Source organism: Rhizobium sp. rho-13.1, from assembly GCF_007000305.1.
Taxonomy (GTDB): Bacteria; Pseudomonadota; Alphaproteobacteria; order Rhizobiales; family Rhizobiaceae; genus Rhizobium; species Rhizobium rhododendri.
Genome location: NZ_SCFL01000006.1, coordinates 97,394 through 113,543, shown reverse-complemented (window position 1 = coordinate 113,543; position 16,150 = coordinate 97,394). Strand labels below are relative to the sequence as shown.

Here is a 16,150-nt window from a genome sequence, read left to right as displayed (position 1 = left end):
AATAATTCTGAGTGGATACCGATGACGATTACTCTTCGACTTGCCCTGCGTGACTGGGACTATATGACGCCCCTTATCCTTGGCGATGTTTCGTCGTCGAAGCTCGATATCAAGGTCGAGCGCGTCGGCACGCTCATCCCCCATGTCGGCAAAAGCGATACATGCGACGCGGCTGAAATGTCGTTCAGCCGCTATGCGCAGTTTTGCCTCGACGGTGAAAAGAGCGTGGTGGGCATTCCGAATTTCATCATGCGCGGTTTCCGCCATCGTTGCGTTATCACCCTAAAAAACAGCCCAATTACCGAGTTTTCGCAACTCGCCGGCAAGCGTATCGGAGTAACCGGCTGGCGTGACTCGGGCAACACATGGACGCGTGCCGCTCTTCGCCGCGAAGGTGTCGATGTCCAAGACGCGATGTGGTTCGCGGGGCGACTCACCGAGGCGCACCCGATCACAGATCGTCTTGATGGCTTCGGACGGGAAGGTCGCATCGAGGCAGCTCCTGGCGAGCGACCCATGATTGATCTCTTGATGGAGGGCACGCTCGACGCCATCTTCACACCTTTCATGCCTGATGGCTTTTTTGCCAAAGACTCCCCCTTTCGCCAGCTTCTTTCCGATTTCCGAAGCGCCGAGCGTCGATATTTCAAAGAGGTGGGATATGTGCCCGGCATGCACCTCATCGGCATCAAGGCAGAGATCGTGGAAGAAAATCCTTGGATCATCTCCGAACTGAGTGAGGTCATCGACGAATCCCAGCGCGTTTGGTTGAGCAAGCGCCGCAAATATGCCGATACCTCGCCCTGGATGTTCGACGAACTGCTTAAGTCCTCGCTTGAACTGCCGGAAGGTTGGGACGCCAGCGGCCTTGCCGCAAACCATAAGATGATTGTCGACTTCGCCGGCGAACTCCACGCGCAGGGCATCCTGCCGAGACAGCTTTCACCGCTCGAACTCTTCAAATTCGACACCGATGGCAGCCGAACTGCCCTCGCAGTGTAACTTCGATCACCAGAACGGCCATCAAAAAGGGGAACGACCATGTCGCTGAAAACAATGACCTCCTACCTCGCCTTGGCAGGCATGATCATTTCGGGCGCCGCGATGGCTGAGGACGCGGCTTTGCCTAAGCTATCGGTCAACGCGGACCTGCATGCCAAACTTCCTGATGCCATCAGGACGTCAGGAAAGATGATCTCGGTCAACAACGGTTCGTTCCCTCCCTACGAGATAGTAACCGGCACCGTGATGACCGGTGCCAGCGCCGATCTGACTGAAGCACTCGGCAAAGTGCTCGGCGTCAAGATCGAGCACGAAACCGTTGGTGGTCTTCCGGCATTGCTAGCCGGCGTGAATTCCGGCCGCTACCAGTTCGCCTTCGGGCCGGTCGGCGACTACAAGGATCGTGAATCGTCCAATGACTTTGTCGATTGGGTGCAGGAATTCGTTGTGTTCGCCGCTCAGAAGGGTAACCCAAAGGGTATCACCTCACTGGATACAGCCTGCGGGCAGCGTATATCGGTCATGGCAGGCGGATCTGCCGAGCGGGTGATCAAGGCTCAGTCTGACAAGTGCAAGACCGACGGAAAGAACGCTGTCCAGGTACAGTCCTACACCGACCAGCCGAGCTCGATTTTAGCCGTCCGCTCCAAGCGCGCCGATGCATTCTTCTCCTCGCAGGCACCGCTCACCTATTTCGTGAGTCAGGCCAATGGCCAACTCGAACTGACCGGCATTGGACAGAAGAACGGCTTTGAGGATATTTTCCAGGGCGCCGTCGTGCCGAAGGGGTCGCCGCTCGGTCCGATCATGGTGGATGCCATAAAGGTGCTGATGGACAACGGCACCTATGCCGCAATCATGAGGAAGTGGGGCCTCGAGAACAATATAATCAAGGCGCCTGGCATCAATCTCGGCGGACAGCTTCCCAAATGAGCACGAATATCGAACCCCATGCACCGCCTTCGGGCGGTGCAGACTTCCGCGATGTCGCAACGGCCTACACACCGTTAAGGAAAGGGCGCCTTGCCCTTTGGGCGGTCATCGCGATCATTGTTGCGGATTTCACCTGGATCGTCGCCAACAATAAGAATTTTGGGTGGCCCGTGGTCGCCCAGTATTTCTTCGATCCAACCGTCATCAGTGGCCTTTATGTCAGCCTTGGGCTGACTGTGATCGCCATGGTCATCGGCGTCGTGCTCGGCCTGTTGATCGCCATCATGCGAATGTCCGATGACCGGCTGGCAAGCGGTTTTGCCTCGCTGTTCATCTGGTTCTTCCGCGGCACGCCGCTGCTGGTGCAGTTGATCTTCTGGTACAACATGTCGACGCTATTCCCACAGCTTTCGATTGCAATCCCCTTCGGCCCGTCGCTGATCAGTTGGGACACCAACTCGGTCATCACCCCGATAACCGCGGCAATCGTCGGCCTCGCGCTCAACGAAGCAGCCTATATGGCGGAAATCATCCGCGGAGGTCTCCTGTCGGTTGATCGCGGCCAAGCGGAAACGGCCGAGGCTTTCGGAATGACCAAGGCGCGCGTCCTGCGGCGGATCGTCATCCCGCAGGCCATGCGCTCGATCGTACCGCCGACCGGCAACCAGCTGATCAGCATGATCAAGGCCACGTCGCTGGTCAGCGTCATTGCCATGGCTGACCTGCTCTACTCGGTACAGTCGATCTACAACCGGACTTTCGAGATCGTACCCATGCTGATGGTCGCCGTTCTCTGGTACCTCCTGATTACATCGGTGCTAAATATCGGCCAGAGCTATATCGAAGCTTACTACGGTCGCAGCGACCGTCGGCCCGGCGGCACGACAAAGACTGTTGCAGTTCCCAAAGAGGAGGCGAGCCATTGACCGCAGTATCCACTGCAGCTGGAGATACCGCAAGACCGCTGGTGCAGGCCCGTAACGTCCACAAATCTTTCAACGAACTCGAAGTGCTGAAGGGTATCGACGTCGACATCATGCCGGGCGAAGTGGTGGTCGTTCTCGGTCCGTCAGGCTCGGGGAAATCCACCTTCCTGCGCTGCATCAACCATCTCGAAGCCATCCAGCAGGGATACATTGAGGTGGATGGTGAGCAGATCGGCTACACGGTCCGTAACGATCGGCTCCAAAAGCTTTCCCAAAATGGAATTGCTCGCCAGCGCCGCAAGATCGGCATGGTGTTCCAGCAGTTCAACCTCTACCCGCACATGACGGTGCTGCAAAACATCATCGAGGCGCCGGTTGGCGTTCACGGCGAAAACCGCAAGGCTGCAATCGAGAACGCCAAGCGCCTGCTGGAACGTGTCGGCTTGTCGGAGAAGGCCAATGCCTATCCACGCCAGCTGTCCGGTGGGCAGCAGCAGCGCGTAGCGATTGCCCGTGCCTTGGCGATCAAACCAAAGCTGATGCTCTTTGACGAGCCGACTTCCGCGCTTGATCCCGAATTGGTCGGTGAGGTGCTGGCGACGATGAAAGATCTGGCAAAGCAGGGCTTGACGATGATCGTGGTCACTCACGAGATCGGCTTCGCCCGCGAAGCTGCCGATCGGGTTGTCTTCATGGATGGTGGCCACATCGTCGAACAGGGCACGCCTGAAAATGTGATCAGCAACCCGCAACACCCGCGCACGCAGGCCTTCCTGTCGCGATTCCTGTGAGGCCGCGTGCTCAGCGGTCTCTCACGTCGGGCCCATAGAACAGCCGGCCCCATTGCACGGTCGTCTCGGTACAGAGCATGCAAAAATATTGGAACTAAAATGACCATCGATAACGATTTCGCCCGCCTTTCGGATTTTGAGCCAATGGACGACACACTACGCGCTATCCGCCGGCATCTCCACGCCCATCCCGAGCTGTCGTTTGAGGAGGTGGAGACTTCCCGTTTCGTTGCCGACAAATTGGAAGGCTGGGGCTACGAGGTGGCGCGCAATGTCGGTGGCCACGGAATCGTTGCCCGTATGACGGCTGGAGCCGGCAAAAAAAGCATCGCCATTCGTGCCGATATGGACGCTCTGCCGATCATGGAGCAGACCGGCAAGGCGTATGCCAGCCAAGTGCCGGGCAAGATGCACGCTTGTGGTCATGACGGTCACACCACGGTATTGCTGGGCGCTGCCGAATATCTCGCGCGCACGCGAAAGTTCAACGGCACGGTCAATCTCATTTTCCAGCCCGCCGAAGAAGCCGGTGGCTTTAGCGGCGCCCAGGCGATGATTGATGACGGCCTTTTCGAGCGCTTCCCGTTCGACGCCATCTTCGGCCTCCATAACCACCCGGGCGCGCCCGAAGGCAGTTGGCTGATGCGCTCTGGACCGTTGATGGCGGCAGCCGACACCGTTGAAATCCGGATCACCGGCAAGGGAGGCCACGCCTCGCGCCCGCATCTAACTATTGACCCGGTTCTGGTTGCCTGCAACCTGGTCGTTTCGCTGCAGTCGGTGATCTCCCGCAACATCGACCCAACCCAGACGGCCGTTATAACAGTCGGCGCCATCCACGCCGGCGAGGTCGCCAACGTCATACCTGAATTCGCCAGGTTGCTAATGACGGTACGCTCGTTCGATCCGAAGGTTCGTGAGACCCTCGAACTTCGCATCAAGAAACTCACGCAGTCTCTCGTCGAGGGCTTTGGCGCAGGCGTCGAAATCGACTACACCTACGGCAATCCGGTAGTGGTCAATTCTGAGAAGGAAACCGAGTTTGCCAAGATGGTGGCCGAGGAGCTGGTGGGTGCCGGAAACGTTGCGCTTTGTCCGCTCATTCCAGGCAGCGAAGACTTTTCGCATTTCTTGCAGCATAAGCCCGGCAGTTTCCTGCGTCTCGGCAACGGCACGAAATCGGCTATTCTACATAGTGCCAAGTATGATTTTGCCGACGACAGCCTGACCGCCGGCGCAGCGATGTGGGCGCGGTTGACAGAACGCTACCTTGACGAATGAGGAATAGACTGCATTGCCGGAGACGCACATGCCCGATAATGTGCGCTGCGGGCCACAGCGGTAAAGGCCAGGTAGCGCCAACAGAAGTTGATGTTGGTCCACATCCGGGACGGCTAGCCAACACTTAACTCGGGCTCCCCTGCGCAGATATCGGCTAGGAACTCTGGGAAATGCCGCACCCGGGAAGGGATGCGGTGTCCTCCGGCAATGATTGCGTTGATTGGAAGAAGGGGCGGCGTGTGCTTATCGAGAATTCGCGCCACTTCCCCGGAGGCTAGCACAGCTGTGAGTAACCAACTTGCGTGGTGAGCGATGCCTAGACGCGAGCGGGCCGCGCCCCGGACATGTTCCGCATCGTTGGTGCGGAACGAGCTCGCGCTCTCAACGGTGAGCTGCTTACTGTCAACAGTAGAATCGTACCCGACAATATGGCCCTGATGGACGTTGTCAATCCGTTGGTGCGCGTGCAACTCCTTCAGCATTTGCGGCGTGCCGTAGCTGGCGGAGGCCAAAGTTATCATTCGCATGTCGCCTATTCGTCAAGCAACCATAGAGGAGACGGAAAGTTGGCCAATGTGGATCGCGATATCGATCCTCTCCTCGATAAGGTCGACGTGACGGCCGAAGACCCCAAGTTTGATGGCGACGGGCGCTGATAGGTTTTGCCTGCCGTGAATGCGTTGTGGCCAACAGCCTGCAAGATATCGTTCTCGGTATAATTCATGTTGCGTTCGTTACTTGAGCAGAGGATACGAGCCCGATATCGAGCGTAAAATGGGAGCCGAGGCTTTCCTCAGAGGACCTGCTGTCGGCGCAAAACTGAAGGACATGCCACTCGGCAAGAGAGATGAGTTCCTTAAGCCGTTCGGCCGCCTCGACAGGTTCCGCGAGGATCTTCATCCGTCACACCTCCTACCAGACCCGCTCATACAATATCGTGTCGAACGCCAGATCCGTCGAGACGAAGGTGGAATACTCCAGCCGCGCCTGGGCGGCGAGTACGCGGTCCTACGGATCGCGGTGATCCCAGTCGAAACGGCTGCAAGCTCGGCATGCAGATCGCTGATGGCCCAGGTCTGCAGTCCGCTTGCTGTGACGGCGCCCCTAAGTTCCTGTGGCTTGAGGTCGAGCTTGTTCAGGCGCATAATGTTGTCCAGCTCATAGAACGTGACCGCGCTGACGAGGACAGCGTACGCGTTGTCCTCAATCATCGTTCGTGCCTTTGTGGACAGGCGATCACTGCCAATCGTTCACCAGTAGACGGCGTGGCTGTCGAGCAGGATTTTCATTGCGTGGTTTCGCTACCGTCGGATTTGCCTTGCCATATGCCGGTATCATCGTTCCAGTCGCCTGCATCGATGGCGGACTGCTCGGCATCCTGGGTATCGAACAGATCGTCGGGCAAGCCACGATGGCGCAGAAGGCCAAAGGGACGCTTGCCGCCGTCGACCGCCGGACCGATGCGCGCGTAAACTTCATTGCCCAGCATGATGACGATCTCTTCACCCTGGTTCGCACGCTCAAGAACCTCGGCAAAGTTCTTACGCGCCTCGCTGATCTTGTAATGCGTCTGGGCCATCGTCTCATCCGCTTTCAGGTTGAAAACGATCATACCACGACACCGTCATGCGTACGATCAACATCTACATCTCACCTCCGATAAGCAATATATGTCGACGATACAGACGGAATTGCCTAATTTCGTGTGCCGGATCTCTGCGGGCCGCTCGGACACTGATGCAAGCTCGGTGCTGGTAAAGGACGGGACAGCTGTCCGCTTTGCTCGCATTTGGGGGCTCTGACAACCTCAGTATCCCTAGACGCCGGATAACTGGTCGCCCCAATTGACATGCCTCAGGAAGCGCTCCTTCCCGGGCAGCTCCTTCCAGATAATTATACTCCAGTGAAATTTTGCAGTTGATTTCCGTGGCGAAATGCGGTTCAAATACTTATACCGCAGTATAAGTGTCGTTGGTTTTGCCATGGATCGTATTCCGCTTTCACCTGTGAACAGACCGCAGATAACATGGTCGCCAAGAAGACTATGGTTTGCCGGCGCTTCGGCTGCTCTGCTCACCGGCTTTGCATCGGGCCCTTCTGACAGCAGCCATCATATCGCTTCGGGACTATCTACACAGGTCAATAAGTCTAGTGGCGTAGGCGCGACTGTAAGAAAGCCTGCGGTGCTGTCGGTGGCAATCCCAGCGTCTGGATCTGTCGCGATCAAGCAGGCTGCCGTCCCGGCACTTGAAGCGACGAACTTCAACCAGCGCTTTGAAGGGCCGCGCGACGAAGATCGGAAGTGGGATAGGGCTCTTCTGTTTGAGGTGGACGGAGAGTCGGATAATAATCCCTCGAGCTTACCTGGAAAGGCGCCTGATAGCGCGACTGCACGGCGCGAACGCACCGTGCAGTCGCCCATTGGTGCTCATTCTATTGAGAGCCCGCCAGCATCTCCGGTCACGGACCTGGGCACCAGCTTGCATGTCGATGCCAGCGGGTCAACAGCACAGGCTCGCCCCGATCTTTTATCGGGCATCCCCACGGGCTTTGCGAGGCTCGCGCTGGCGATTGCCGCGACGGATGGAGTTGATCCGAACTGGGTGCTTTCGGTCATGCGGGCCGAGAATGGCGGCTTCGATCCGGGCTTGGTGAGTTCTGCTGGCGCCATCGGATTAATGCAGGTGATGCCACGCGTAGGCAAAGCCTTCGGTGCCAAGGATTTGACCGATGCCGAACAAAACATCCAGGCAGGCACGAGGTTTCTCCGGTTCCTTATCGATAAGTACCGAAATCCGGTGCTGATCGCCGCGGCCTATAATGCCGGCGAACCCAACGTCGACCTTCGCCACTCCCTGCCGCTGATCCGCGAGACCGCCGACTTTGTCACACGTGTCGTGGGATACTATACCGGCACAGCGGTCAGGCAAAGGCATCCGCAAGCTGTCCCGCCCTCAGCGCCCGTACCCATCTCGCCGCGCGCCGGGCCTGCCGAGCGAGTTAGATCCCCAATGCTTGTCTTCTCTGCTGCACAGCCGATCCCGCCGGACGCCCGTCCTCAGCGTGAGGAAGGGCGTAGAGATGTTGGCGGACCAGTCAAAATCGTCAAGGAAGAGGTGTCTAAATGAATCCCATCGCGTTCGCAGCCCACACGGCCGCTCTCTATAGCAGCGTTGCCTGGTCCTCCATGGCTCGGCGGAAATGGCTCGGCAACGCCGCCATTGTGCTTGCGGCGAGCCTGATTCTGCTCGCCGCCCAGTACGAGCCGGCGGCGGCACAGAACCTCGATCGTCTCCAGCAGGCGGCTGATCGGCTGGTGCAATTCTTTACGGGCCCGTTCGGCCGCTCGGTCGGCGCGATCGCCTTCATTGGCATGTTCCTCGCAGCGGCCTTCGGATACTGGTCGTGGGGCGCGCTCCTGCGTGTCGGCGGATGCCTTGCCGGTATGTTTGCCGCAGCCGAACTCGTTGACTTCCTCGCCGGCGGGGGGACGTGAGCATGGCGGGTAATGATTCCGACGGGCGTGACGACTACATCGAATCCCATCCGGTTATTCTCGCGCTGACGCGGCCGCCAACAGTAATGGGAATACCCTACACATATTTCCTGGCGGAATGCTTCATCTCGCTGATGGTGTTCTTGATCTTGGGATCGATCCTATGGTTCCCCGCATGTTTCGCCATTCTACACGGCATCCTCTACGTGCTCACCGTAAAACTCGACCTCTGGTTCTTTGAGATCGTCGGTCGGCTGAGCATGTGCGGCGTCAATCCTCTTGGCCGGAAGCTCGGCGGTGGCGTCAGAACCTACGGGGTGTAAGCGATGAACACGATGGCGAGATCGCTGAAAGGAAGTCTGTCGAGGGGCTGGGAGATCTTTGCGGATCGCCGTGTCGCGACGCATGTCCCATTCTATGTGCCGATCGAGAACGGCATCATCCGCCTGAAAAACGACTGCCTCGTCTCGACCGTAAAGCTGACCGGCTTTTCCTTCGAGACGGCCGACATCGAGACAATCAACATGCTGCAGCGACAGCGCAACGCCGCCTTCCGCGCGATTTCTTCGATCGGCAGCTTTGCGCTCTATACGCATGTCGTTCGGCGCAAGGTGGCGCCCTCGTTACCCTCGGCTTTCGCCGATCCTTTCATGCAGTGTCTCGACCATGTCTATCAGAAGAGCATCTCCAAGAACGAGATGTTCGTGAACGACACCTATGTCTCGCTGGTTGTGCGGCCGATGTTCAAGAAAGGGTCAGCTCTTTCCCGGATCATGGGCGCCGGCGGCACCATCGTGCGCAAGGAACAATTCCGTGCGATGCGCGACAAGCTGGTCGAGGCGACGCGGGCACTGGAGAAATCGCTTGGCATCTACGGTCCGAGGGTCCTTCGCGACGTGCAGCGCGTGTACGCGGACCTCGGGAATAGCAGGACGATATTCCGTGATGTGTCGGAAGACATGGTGATCGATGAGATCGCGCAAAAAGTCTGGTTCTCCGAACAGTGCGAATTCTTCTACACACTTCTGAATGGCGGACGCGTCCGGCCGATCAGGCTTGGGACGATCCCGGCCGATGAGTTGCTGCCAGCGCGCAGGACATCGATCGGCAACCGCATCATCCATCTGCAGGGCGACACGCCCGATGACGACCGCTATGTGGCGATGGTCTCCCTGAAGGAGTATCCGCCCGAGACTGGCGCAGGCATGCTCGACTATGTCCTCAAGCTGCCGTTCGAGCTGGTGTTGACCCAATCAATGTCCTTCGTCGATGATATGGCTGCGCGCAGTCGGATAGAACGACTAGACCGCCAGATGTCGAAGGCCGACGAAGGTGGATCCAGCGTGCAGGCCAATCTCGACATCGCTCGCGACGAGCTCGCACGCAAACGCGTCGCCTTCACCGAGCATCATCTGACCATCATGCCGATTGCCAAATCGACAACGCAGCTCGACGACGCGGTGGCACTGATCGGAAACGAACTTGGTGCGCTCGGAGCGTCATATGTCCGAGAGGATCTGAATGCAGAACCGGCCTACTGGGCGCAGCTTCCCGGGAATCAGGCTTATATCGCGCGCCGGGCTTTGATCTCGACACTCAACTGCGCGGGCTTAAGCAGCTTCCATGCCTATCCCTATGGCAAGCCGGACGGCAACCACTGGGGCCCGGCGATCACCATCTTTGAGACGACCTCCGGCACGCCCTTCTTCTTCAACTTCCACCAGGGGGATGTCGGGCACACGACAGTGTTCGGACCGACGGGATCCGGCAAGACTGTCATCATGGGCTTCCTCATTCTGCAGGCCTATCGTGTCAGCCCGCGCCTGAAGACAATCGTCTTCGACAAGGATCGCGGCCTCGACATCATGGTGCGGGCGGCGGGCGGAACTTACATGATGCTGGAGCCCGGCAAACCCTCCGGTTGGAACCCATTGCTTCTCGATGACACAGAGGGAAACCGGGTTTTCCTGTATGGGCTTTTGAGCTTCATGCTTAAGCCGTCGAAGGAAGGCGAGAGCCTGACGCCGCAAGAAGAATCAATCATCCGCAGCGCGATCAAATCTGTCCTCAAGACGAAGGACAGGTCGTACCGCCGTCTCTCGTCGTTGCGGGCACTGCTTGCCGGCAGCGAGAGAACGGAAGGCAGCCTGATCGCCCGGCTCGACAAATGGGTCGACAAGGGGCCCTATGCCTGGCTCTTCGACAATGCCGAGGATATTCTCGATATCTCGAGGCCGATGATCGGCTTCGACATGACTTCGATCCTCGACGATCCTACGGTGCGCACCGCAGCACTTCTCTACATGTTCCATCGACTCGACGAAATCTACGACGGCAAGGCACCGATCATCAATCTGATGGATGAGGCCTGGAAGCTGCTCGATGACGATGAGTTCAAGCGCACGCTAAAGGATTACTTCAAGACCATCCGGAAAAGGAACGGTCTGGTGATCTTCGGCACGCAGTCGGCCGACGATGTGGTGCGCTCGAGCGTCAGCCGCACGATCATCGAGCAGACGTCGACGAACATCTTCTTCGCCAATCCGAAGGCTGACGAAAGCTCTTACATGGAGCACTTCGGCCTATCCCGGGCCGAGTTCGAATGGGTCAAGAACGGGGATCCGAATTCGCGCTTCATGCTGATCAAACAGGCGAAGAACAGCGTGATTGCCCGCGTGGACATGTCCCACATGCCCGAGTTCATCAAGGTGCTGTCAGGCCGGGAGGAGACGGTGCGTGAGGTCGGGATGCTGCTAGACGAGCATGGAGAGGATCCGAAGAACTGGCTGTCGAAATTCTGCGACTGGAACGTGGTAGCGGTCGATGAGCAGCGCAAAGCGTCTTGAGAGAGTTGCAGTCGGCGGTTTGGCCCTTGCTGCGGTTCTTGCTGGCAGTACGAGCCATGCGCAGGTGCCGGTCATCGACAATGCGCGCCAGAAGATCCAGCAGGCGACGTTGAACTGGTACCAGAGCTATCAGGCCGATACCCGGAAGCTGAAAGGCGCCTCGGGCGGCACGGCCGACAGCGTGGCACCCGGTCAGGGTTCCGGCGCGCCCGATGACTGCTCGGCGGACGGCATGGCGGGCGGCACCGCGCCGGCGGCGCCAGCTCAGCGCACGCCGAGCCATCAGGAAGTTGCCAGCATGGTCGAGGATGAGGCAATCCGGCAGAGCGTCGATCCGAATTTCGCGCTGGCGATCGCCGAGCAGGAATCCCGCTTTCGCCAATCCGCCCGCTCTGCGGTCGGAGCCACCGGCGTCATGCAGCTGATGCCAGGGACAGCCGCTCAGCTCGGCGTCAATCCCTACGATACACGCGACAACATTCGCGGCGGCGTGAAGTACATCAAGCAACTCCAGGGGATGTTTGGCGACCGCTACGACCTGATCGCCGCCGGCTACAATGCCGGCCCATATCGGCAGTCGCTGCAGAACGGTCAGGTCCCCAACATTCCCGAGACCCAGGACTACGTCAAAAAGGTCTCTGCCTATTATGCGCGCAACAAGGCTCAGAATGGTGACCGCACCCCGACGCAAGGTGCCGGCGAGCCGGAAACCGTCAGCTACGGGAACGGATGCGGCGAGCAAATCAAGAAAGCCGTTGACCGGAATATGCAGGCGCAGGTCGAGCGCGGTTCGGTCTGGAACGAGTTGCTCGGAAAATCGACCGAAGCGAACCAGCAATATCTTCAGCGCCTAAAGGCTGGCCTTCAGTCGTCATCAGCGAGCCTGCGCGGGACTGGCGGCGGCAATGGCAAAGATTACGACGGCTCGCTTGCGATGGCGCAGATCCAATGCCCGACCAATATCATTGATACCGGCGGCACGCGCTGCTTTGCGGTGCCGTCGAGCGCGAGTACCGAGCAGATCCAGCGCTGGCTCTTCGACCTGCAGGAACAGGCCCGCGCCGATGGCAACGTCGCGACTTTCTCGGTGATGCAAGATCCCGCCTTGGGCCTCGTAACAGTCGTCGATGCCAGACCCACCGCGAAGTGAACGGACAGGAGAGGACAGTTACATGAAGATATCACTCTTAGCGGCGACTTTGAGCTTGTTGGTTGTCGCTCAGGCGCAGGCACAGGTCCCTGTCAAGGATTCGGAAAACATCTCGCTCAGCGAGGAGATCAAACGACTATCGTCGGAGATCCAGCAGGACACATCCGTCGTCAAGGACAACACCACGAAAACTCTGGCAGCGATCACAGGCGACCGGACGCAGGATGCCAGCCAGTTTGCCAAGCTTGCGACCGGCAATGGCTTCAGCATGGGACAGGCGCCGGATTTCAGCACTATCCTATCGAGCAACCAAGCTGTGTTCGGGGGGATCGGCAGCCAGTTCCAGAACACCGCGGCCAAGCTGATCAACGGCCTCAACCTGGTAAAGATGGTGGTCGATAGCGCCAAGGGCGGCGGGCTGTCAGGCGCCAACCAAGTCTATTCGCAGGGAATTAATGCACTCACCACGCTCACCGCGCTCACCGACGCAATGAACAGCGCGACGAAAGACCGGCAGAACTCGTTCATGCAGGCCACGCAACAGATCGGAACGGCAAAAGACCTGAAAGGGGCTCTGGAGCAAAACACCCAGATGGTGCTTCAGGGGAACCAGACCGCCAACGAAGCCGTCGGCTCGTTAAACAACCAGGTCATGCTGCTGAACCAACAATACAAGGCAGCGCTCGCCACCTCATCGCAGAACCTCAAGACCTTCGCTCCGCTTCCCGACAGCGTGATGCGTGACGGCGGAACCGCGCCACAGGGCAGCTCGGTTCGTGATCAGTTGAAGGCTTTCGAGGAGCAGAACCATTGAGGGTCACCCACTTGCTGGCGATCGGCTTTGTCGCGCTTACCGGTTGCGCCGGGAAATACGAGCAGCTGGCGAAATGCTCGGCCGACGAAAACCCTGTACCGGCACCCGGCTACGGGACAGAGCTGAAGCCGACAGCTGCGGAGGTGGCGGTCGAGGCGGCAACCAAAAACGATTGCGGCCCAATGCGCCCCGTCAATCAATTCCAGGATGAGACATGGATCCCGTCAGTTACGCGATAAATTTCTATGGTGATGCGCTTCGATATTTCGACAAGATCAACGAGGCGTCTCTCGAAAGAGCATGGGGTTTGTTTGCCGAGAACAGCAATCTGGAATCCGACATACTGGCGATCTTCCTTATTCTCTACTTCCTCTGGGGCGCGCTCGGACTATCCAGCGTTTCCCTGCAGGATATGGCCATTACCGCCTTCAAGCTTACACTCGCCTATGCCCTGATCATGTCATGGGCGATTTTCTACGACAATATCGGCCAGTTCGTGTTGTCGGCACCGCAGGATCTTGGCTCAGCCATTTCCTCGGCAATGGGTGGTCAGTCGGCGGGTTCGGATATCGCGAGCCAAGTCGCCAGCATGGCGCGCAAGGTCTACGACTTTGCCATGCAGCTCTTCAATTCCTATGAATCCGGATGGCTGCCGAACGTCACCGGCGCCGTCGTCGTTTTCATCGTTCTTGTGTTCGGCCTGTTGCCGATGTTGCTGATCCTCACCGGCGTCACGCTGTTTGCCAAGATGATCACCGCTGTCATGCTGGCGATCGGCCCGATTGCCATCCTTTGCTATTTCTTCGGAATCACGCGGTTTGTCTTCGACGCATGGGTGAGGGGTGTCGCCTATGGCATGTTCATGCTGCTCTTCACTTACATCATGGCCGGGCTGTCGTTCGGGTTCCTGATCGGCATGATGGACACGATCAACGGCGACATGGCCACCAAGGAAAACGCGCTAGCGATCGTGCTTGCCATGGTGCTTTATCTGGCCCTGATCTCTTATTTCATCTTCCAGGTCCCCGACTTTGCGCGCACGTTTTCCTACGGCACCGCATTCTCTGGTGTTCCGGGCGGCGGCGGGGTTGATACCGCGTACAGTGCTGCCCGCAGACAGTTGGCCTCCAGCAATTCACGCGCCGGCCAAGCAGCTGCAGTCGGGCTCGGCATGCTGGCTGGACCGAGAGGGGCCGTTACGGCAGCAGCTCTTGCTGGTCGCGGCGGCATCGCCGGCGCCGGCGCCCTCGGTCGGATGCTGACCAATCGTCGGCGCAGCAGCGAATGACCAAGAGAGCAAGAACGGCTTCAAATTTTTCAAAAATAGCGACTTCGAGGTTCGAGACTTGGCATTGTTCAGACGGCAATTGAAGGCGGCGCCAGCCGACCGTGTCCCCGGTCCCCAGGATATCTACGACCAGCATCTTTCCTGGGGCGAGAAGAACCGCTCCCTTCGCACCTTGATCGGTCTCATCCTGCTGGTCTTCGCAGTGGCCGGCTGGATCGTCGCCGGCGTGCTTTCTTTTTCGGTGGCGCAACTGTTTCCGCTCGTGCGCACAGAGGTCGTGCCGCTGATCGTCGATAAAAACACCGGTTACATGGAAACCGTCACCACACTCGACAAGGTCCGCACGAACGTCTCCGAGATCCAGGCAGTTCGCGCCTCGTTCGTCGGCAATTATGTCATCCGCCGCGAAACCTACGATCCACGCTATCTGTCCGAGAACTTCGACATGATTGCGCTGTGGTCGGAGCCGGGTTCGCCGGCGTTCAAGGATTATTCGGACTGGATGAATCCCTCCAATCCCAGAGGTCCGGTGAAGACGCTCGGAACGACTGGTGAGATCAGACCGGAAATCCTGTCGGTCAATCCACTCAATCAGACGACGATGTCGGTCCGGTTTGAAACGAGAGAGCGCCAGCGTGGCGGCGAGGTCGTCAACCGGTGGTCCGCAACTGTTCGCTATAAACAGATCAACCTTCCCGCCAGCAATCGGGTCCGGCTTTACAATCCGCTCGGCTTCGTGGTCACCGAATATGTGAAGGTCCCCGAGACCATGCCTTCGGGGCTCGTTCAATGAAGCGCAGGATGTGGATAACCGCCCTGTCGCTGTTCTTGGCGAGCTCGGCTGCCCAGGCTGAACTTCTCGCCCGCCCCGGCAGGCTCGACCCCCGGGTGCGGACACTGCCGTATTCGGCAGAGCAGGTGTTTGTTCTGACCGGCACCTACGGGATGGTCACGACAATCCTGTTCGGCGCGGACGAACAGATCACGCAGGTCGTCGCAGGGGATACAGTGTCCTGGCAGATCCTGACATCGGCCGATCGCCGTTCGCTGACCCTGAAACCGATGGAAAAGGACGCCCCGACCAACCTCTCGGTGGTGACGACCAAACGCACCTATTCCTTCGACCTCGAAGTGAACGACAGCAAGTCTATCCAGAACCAAACATACAACCTGCGATTCATTTACCCGGAAGATACCGGCCTGAAGGGAACGGCAGAGCTCTGGAAGCAGGCCCAGGACGCCGAGCGAAATCCGAACATCAAGAATATTCGCCGCGACAAGGTCAATTACGACTACGGCTTCAAGGGCAGTGATGCAGCCAAGCCGCTCTGGGTCTTCGACGACGGGCTGAAGACCTTCATGAAGTTCACAGGCGATGTGCCCGCCGTCTTCATCGTCGACGCCAAACGTCGAGAAAGCCTCGTGAATTATCGACGGGAGGCGGATTACATCGTCATCGACACTGTCTCGCGGCAATGGACGCTGCGCTACGGCACTGAGAACGAGACCTGCCTGTTCAATCTTCGCACAGCCCCTGCCGATGTGCCGGCCCCGATCGAAGGTGCCGTGGCGCCAAAGCGGCTCGGCTCCAGTGGGCTCCGGTCCGAACCCAAGTCACGATAG

At 58.5% G+C, this 16,150-nt stretch carries 18 protein-coding genes and 1 pseudogene; 16 read left to right on the top strand and 3 right to left on the bottom strand.

What is annotated here, in order from left to right; genetic code table 11:
- The first annotated feature begins 21 nt into the window (after nucleotides 1-21).
- The 6 genes from EQW76_RS16855 to EQW76_RS29775 all read left to right on the top strand — a co-directional run bounded on the left by EQW76_RS16855 (nucleotide 22) and on the right by EQW76_RS29775 (nucleotide 5,589).
- The gene (locus EQW76_RS16855; RefSeq protein ID WP_142831956.1) at nucleotides 22-1,002 is read left to right on the top strand and encodes an ABC transporter substrate-binding protein; all 981 of its coding nucleotides are present in this window, start codon (nucleotides 22-24) and stop codon (nucleotides 1,000-1,002) included.
- Between the two features lie 39 nt (nucleotides 1,003-1,041).
- Nucleotides 1,042-1,935 carry an ABC transporter substrate-binding protein gene (locus EQW76_RS16850; protein ID WP_142831954.1) on the top strand — a complete coding sequence of 298 codons (894 nt, stop codon included), beginning with the start codon at nucleotides 1,042-1,044 and terminating at the stop codon, nucleotides 1,933-1,935.
- Nucleotides 1,932-2,861, top strand: a complete 930-nt coding sequence (locus EQW76_RS16845; RefSeq protein WP_142831953.1) for an amino acid ABC transporter permease — start codon at nucleotides 1,932-1,934, stop codon at nucleotides 2,859-2,861. Before EQW76_RS16850 ends, EQW76_RS16845 begins: the two co-directional genes overlap by 4 nt.
- A complete protein-coding gene (locus tag EQW76_RS16840; RefSeq protein WP_142831952.1) occupies nucleotides 2,858-3,652 on the top strand; it encodes an amino acid ABC transporter ATP-binding protein in 795 nt (264 codons plus the stop codon). The genes EQW76_RS16845 and EQW76_RS16840 overlap by 4 nt, the downstream gene beginning before the upstream one ends.
- A 99-nt stretch (nucleotides 3,653-3,751) precedes the next feature.
- Entirely contained in the window at nucleotides 3,752-4,933 is a 1,182-nt protein-coding gene (locus EQW76_RS16835) for a M20 aminoacylase family protein (protein ID WP_142831982.1), read from the top strand.
- A 344-nt stretch (nucleotides 4,934-5,277) separates the two neighbouring features.
- On the top strand, nucleotides 5,278-5,589 hold the full coding sequence (locus EQW76_RS29775) for a hypothetical protein (RefSeq protein WP_244615529.1): 312 nt from the start codon (nucleotides 5,278-5,280) through the stop codon (nucleotides 5,587-5,589).
- A gap of 64 nt (nucleotides 5,590-5,653) precedes the next feature.
- Here the strand turns inward: EQW76_RS29775 and EQW76_RS29770 are convergent, their stop codons facing one another.
- The 3 genes and pseudogenes from EQW76_RS29770 to EQW76_RS16815 form a co-directional block, all read right to left on the bottom strand.
- Complete coding sequence (locus tag EQW76_RS29770) at nucleotides 5,654-5,833, bottom strand: hypothetical protein (RefSeq protein ID WP_142831950.1); 180 nt, start codon at nucleotides 5,831-5,833, stop codon at nucleotides 5,654-5,656.
- Between the two features lie 12 nt (nucleotides 5,834-5,845).
- Nucleotides 5,846-6,180, bottom strand: a pseudogene (locus EQW76_RS29765) (PIN domain-containing protein).
- Between the two features lie 38 nt (nucleotides 6,181-6,218).
- Nucleotides 6,219-6,512 carry a type II toxin-antitoxin system prevent-host-death family antitoxin gene (locus EQW76_RS16815; RefSeq protein ID WP_142831978.1) on the bottom strand — a complete coding sequence of 98 codons (294 nt, stop codon included), beginning with the start codon at nucleotides 6,510-6,512 and terminating at the stop codon, nucleotides 6,219-6,221.
- A gap of 403 nt (nucleotides 6,513-6,915) precedes the next feature.
- Between EQW76_RS16815 and EQW76_RS16810 the strand changes: the two genes are divergently transcribed.
- Genes EQW76_RS16810 through EQW76_RS16765 form a run of 10 tightly spaced genes read left to right on the top strand, consistent with a single transcriptional unit; the run spans nucleotide 6,916 to nucleotide 16,150 of the window.
- Nucleotides 6,916-8,061: a transglycosylase SLT domain-containing protein gene (locus tag EQW76_RS16810; RefSeq protein WP_244615528.1), complete on the top strand. Its 1,146-nt coding sequence runs from the start codon at nucleotides 6,916-6,918 to the stop codon at nucleotides 8,059-8,061.
- Nucleotides 8,058-8,429 (top strand): TrbC/VirB2 family protein, encoded by a 372-nt coding sequence (locus EQW76_RS16805; RefSeq protein WP_142831946.1) that lies wholly within the window; start codon nucleotides 8,058-8,060, stop codon nucleotides 8,427-8,429. Before EQW76_RS16810 ends, EQW76_RS16805 begins: the two co-directional genes overlap by 4 nt.
- Before the next feature lie 2 nt (nucleotides 8,430-8,431).
- The gene (locus EQW76_RS16800; RefSeq protein ID WP_142831944.1) at nucleotides 8,432-8,752 is read left to right on the top strand and encodes a VirB3 family type IV secretion system protein; all 321 of its coding nucleotides are present in this window, start codon (nucleotides 8,432-8,434) and stop codon (nucleotides 8,750-8,752) included.
- Nucleotides 8,753-8,755: 3 nt separating this feature from the next.
- Nucleotides 8,756-11,275, top strand: coding sequence for a VirB4 family type IV secretion/conjugal transfer ATPase (locus EQW76_RS16795; protein WP_143122984.1), 2,520 nt, complete (start codon nucleotides 8,756-8,758; stop codon nucleotides 11,273-11,275).
- Nucleotides 11,253-12,425 (top strand): transglycosylase SLT domain-containing protein, encoded by a 1,173-nt coding sequence (locus EQW76_RS16790; RefSeq protein ID WP_142831940.1) that lies wholly within the window; start codon nucleotides 11,253-11,255, stop codon nucleotides 12,423-12,425. Before EQW76_RS16795 ends, EQW76_RS16790 begins: the two co-directional genes overlap by 23 nt.
- A gap of 22 nt (nucleotides 12,426-12,447) precedes the next feature.
- Nucleotides 12,448-13,239, top strand: coding sequence for a conjugal transfer protein (locus EQW76_RS16785; RefSeq protein ID WP_142831938.1), 792 nt, complete (start codon nucleotides 12,448-12,450; stop codon nucleotides 13,237-13,239).
- Nucleotides 13,236-13,478: a hypothetical protein gene (locus EQW76_RS16780; RefSeq protein ID WP_142831937.1), complete on the top strand. Its 243-nt coding sequence runs from the start codon at nucleotides 13,236-13,238 to the stop codon at nucleotides 13,476-13,478. The genes EQW76_RS16785 and EQW76_RS16780 overlap by 4 nt, the downstream gene beginning before the upstream one ends.
- Nucleotides 13,454-14,527, top strand: a complete 1,074-nt coding sequence (locus tag EQW76_RS16775; protein WP_142831935.1) for a type IV secretion system protein — start codon at nucleotides 13,454-13,456, stop codon at nucleotides 14,525-14,527. The genes EQW76_RS16780 and EQW76_RS16775 overlap by 25 nt, the downstream gene beginning before the upstream one ends.
- A 58-nt stretch (nucleotides 14,528-14,585) precedes the next feature.
- Entirely contained in the window at nucleotides 14,586-15,320 is a 735-nt protein-coding gene (locus EQW76_RS16770) for a VirB8/TrbF family protein (protein WP_142831933.1), read from the top strand.
- Nucleotides 15,317-16,150 carry a TrbG/VirB9 family P-type conjugative transfer protein gene (locus EQW76_RS16765; RefSeq protein ID WP_244615526.1) on the top strand — a complete coding sequence of 278 codons (834 nt, stop codon included), beginning with the start codon at nucleotides 15,317-15,319 and terminating at the stop codon, nucleotides 16,148-16,150. The genes EQW76_RS16770 and EQW76_RS16765 overlap by 4 nt, the downstream gene beginning before the upstream one ends.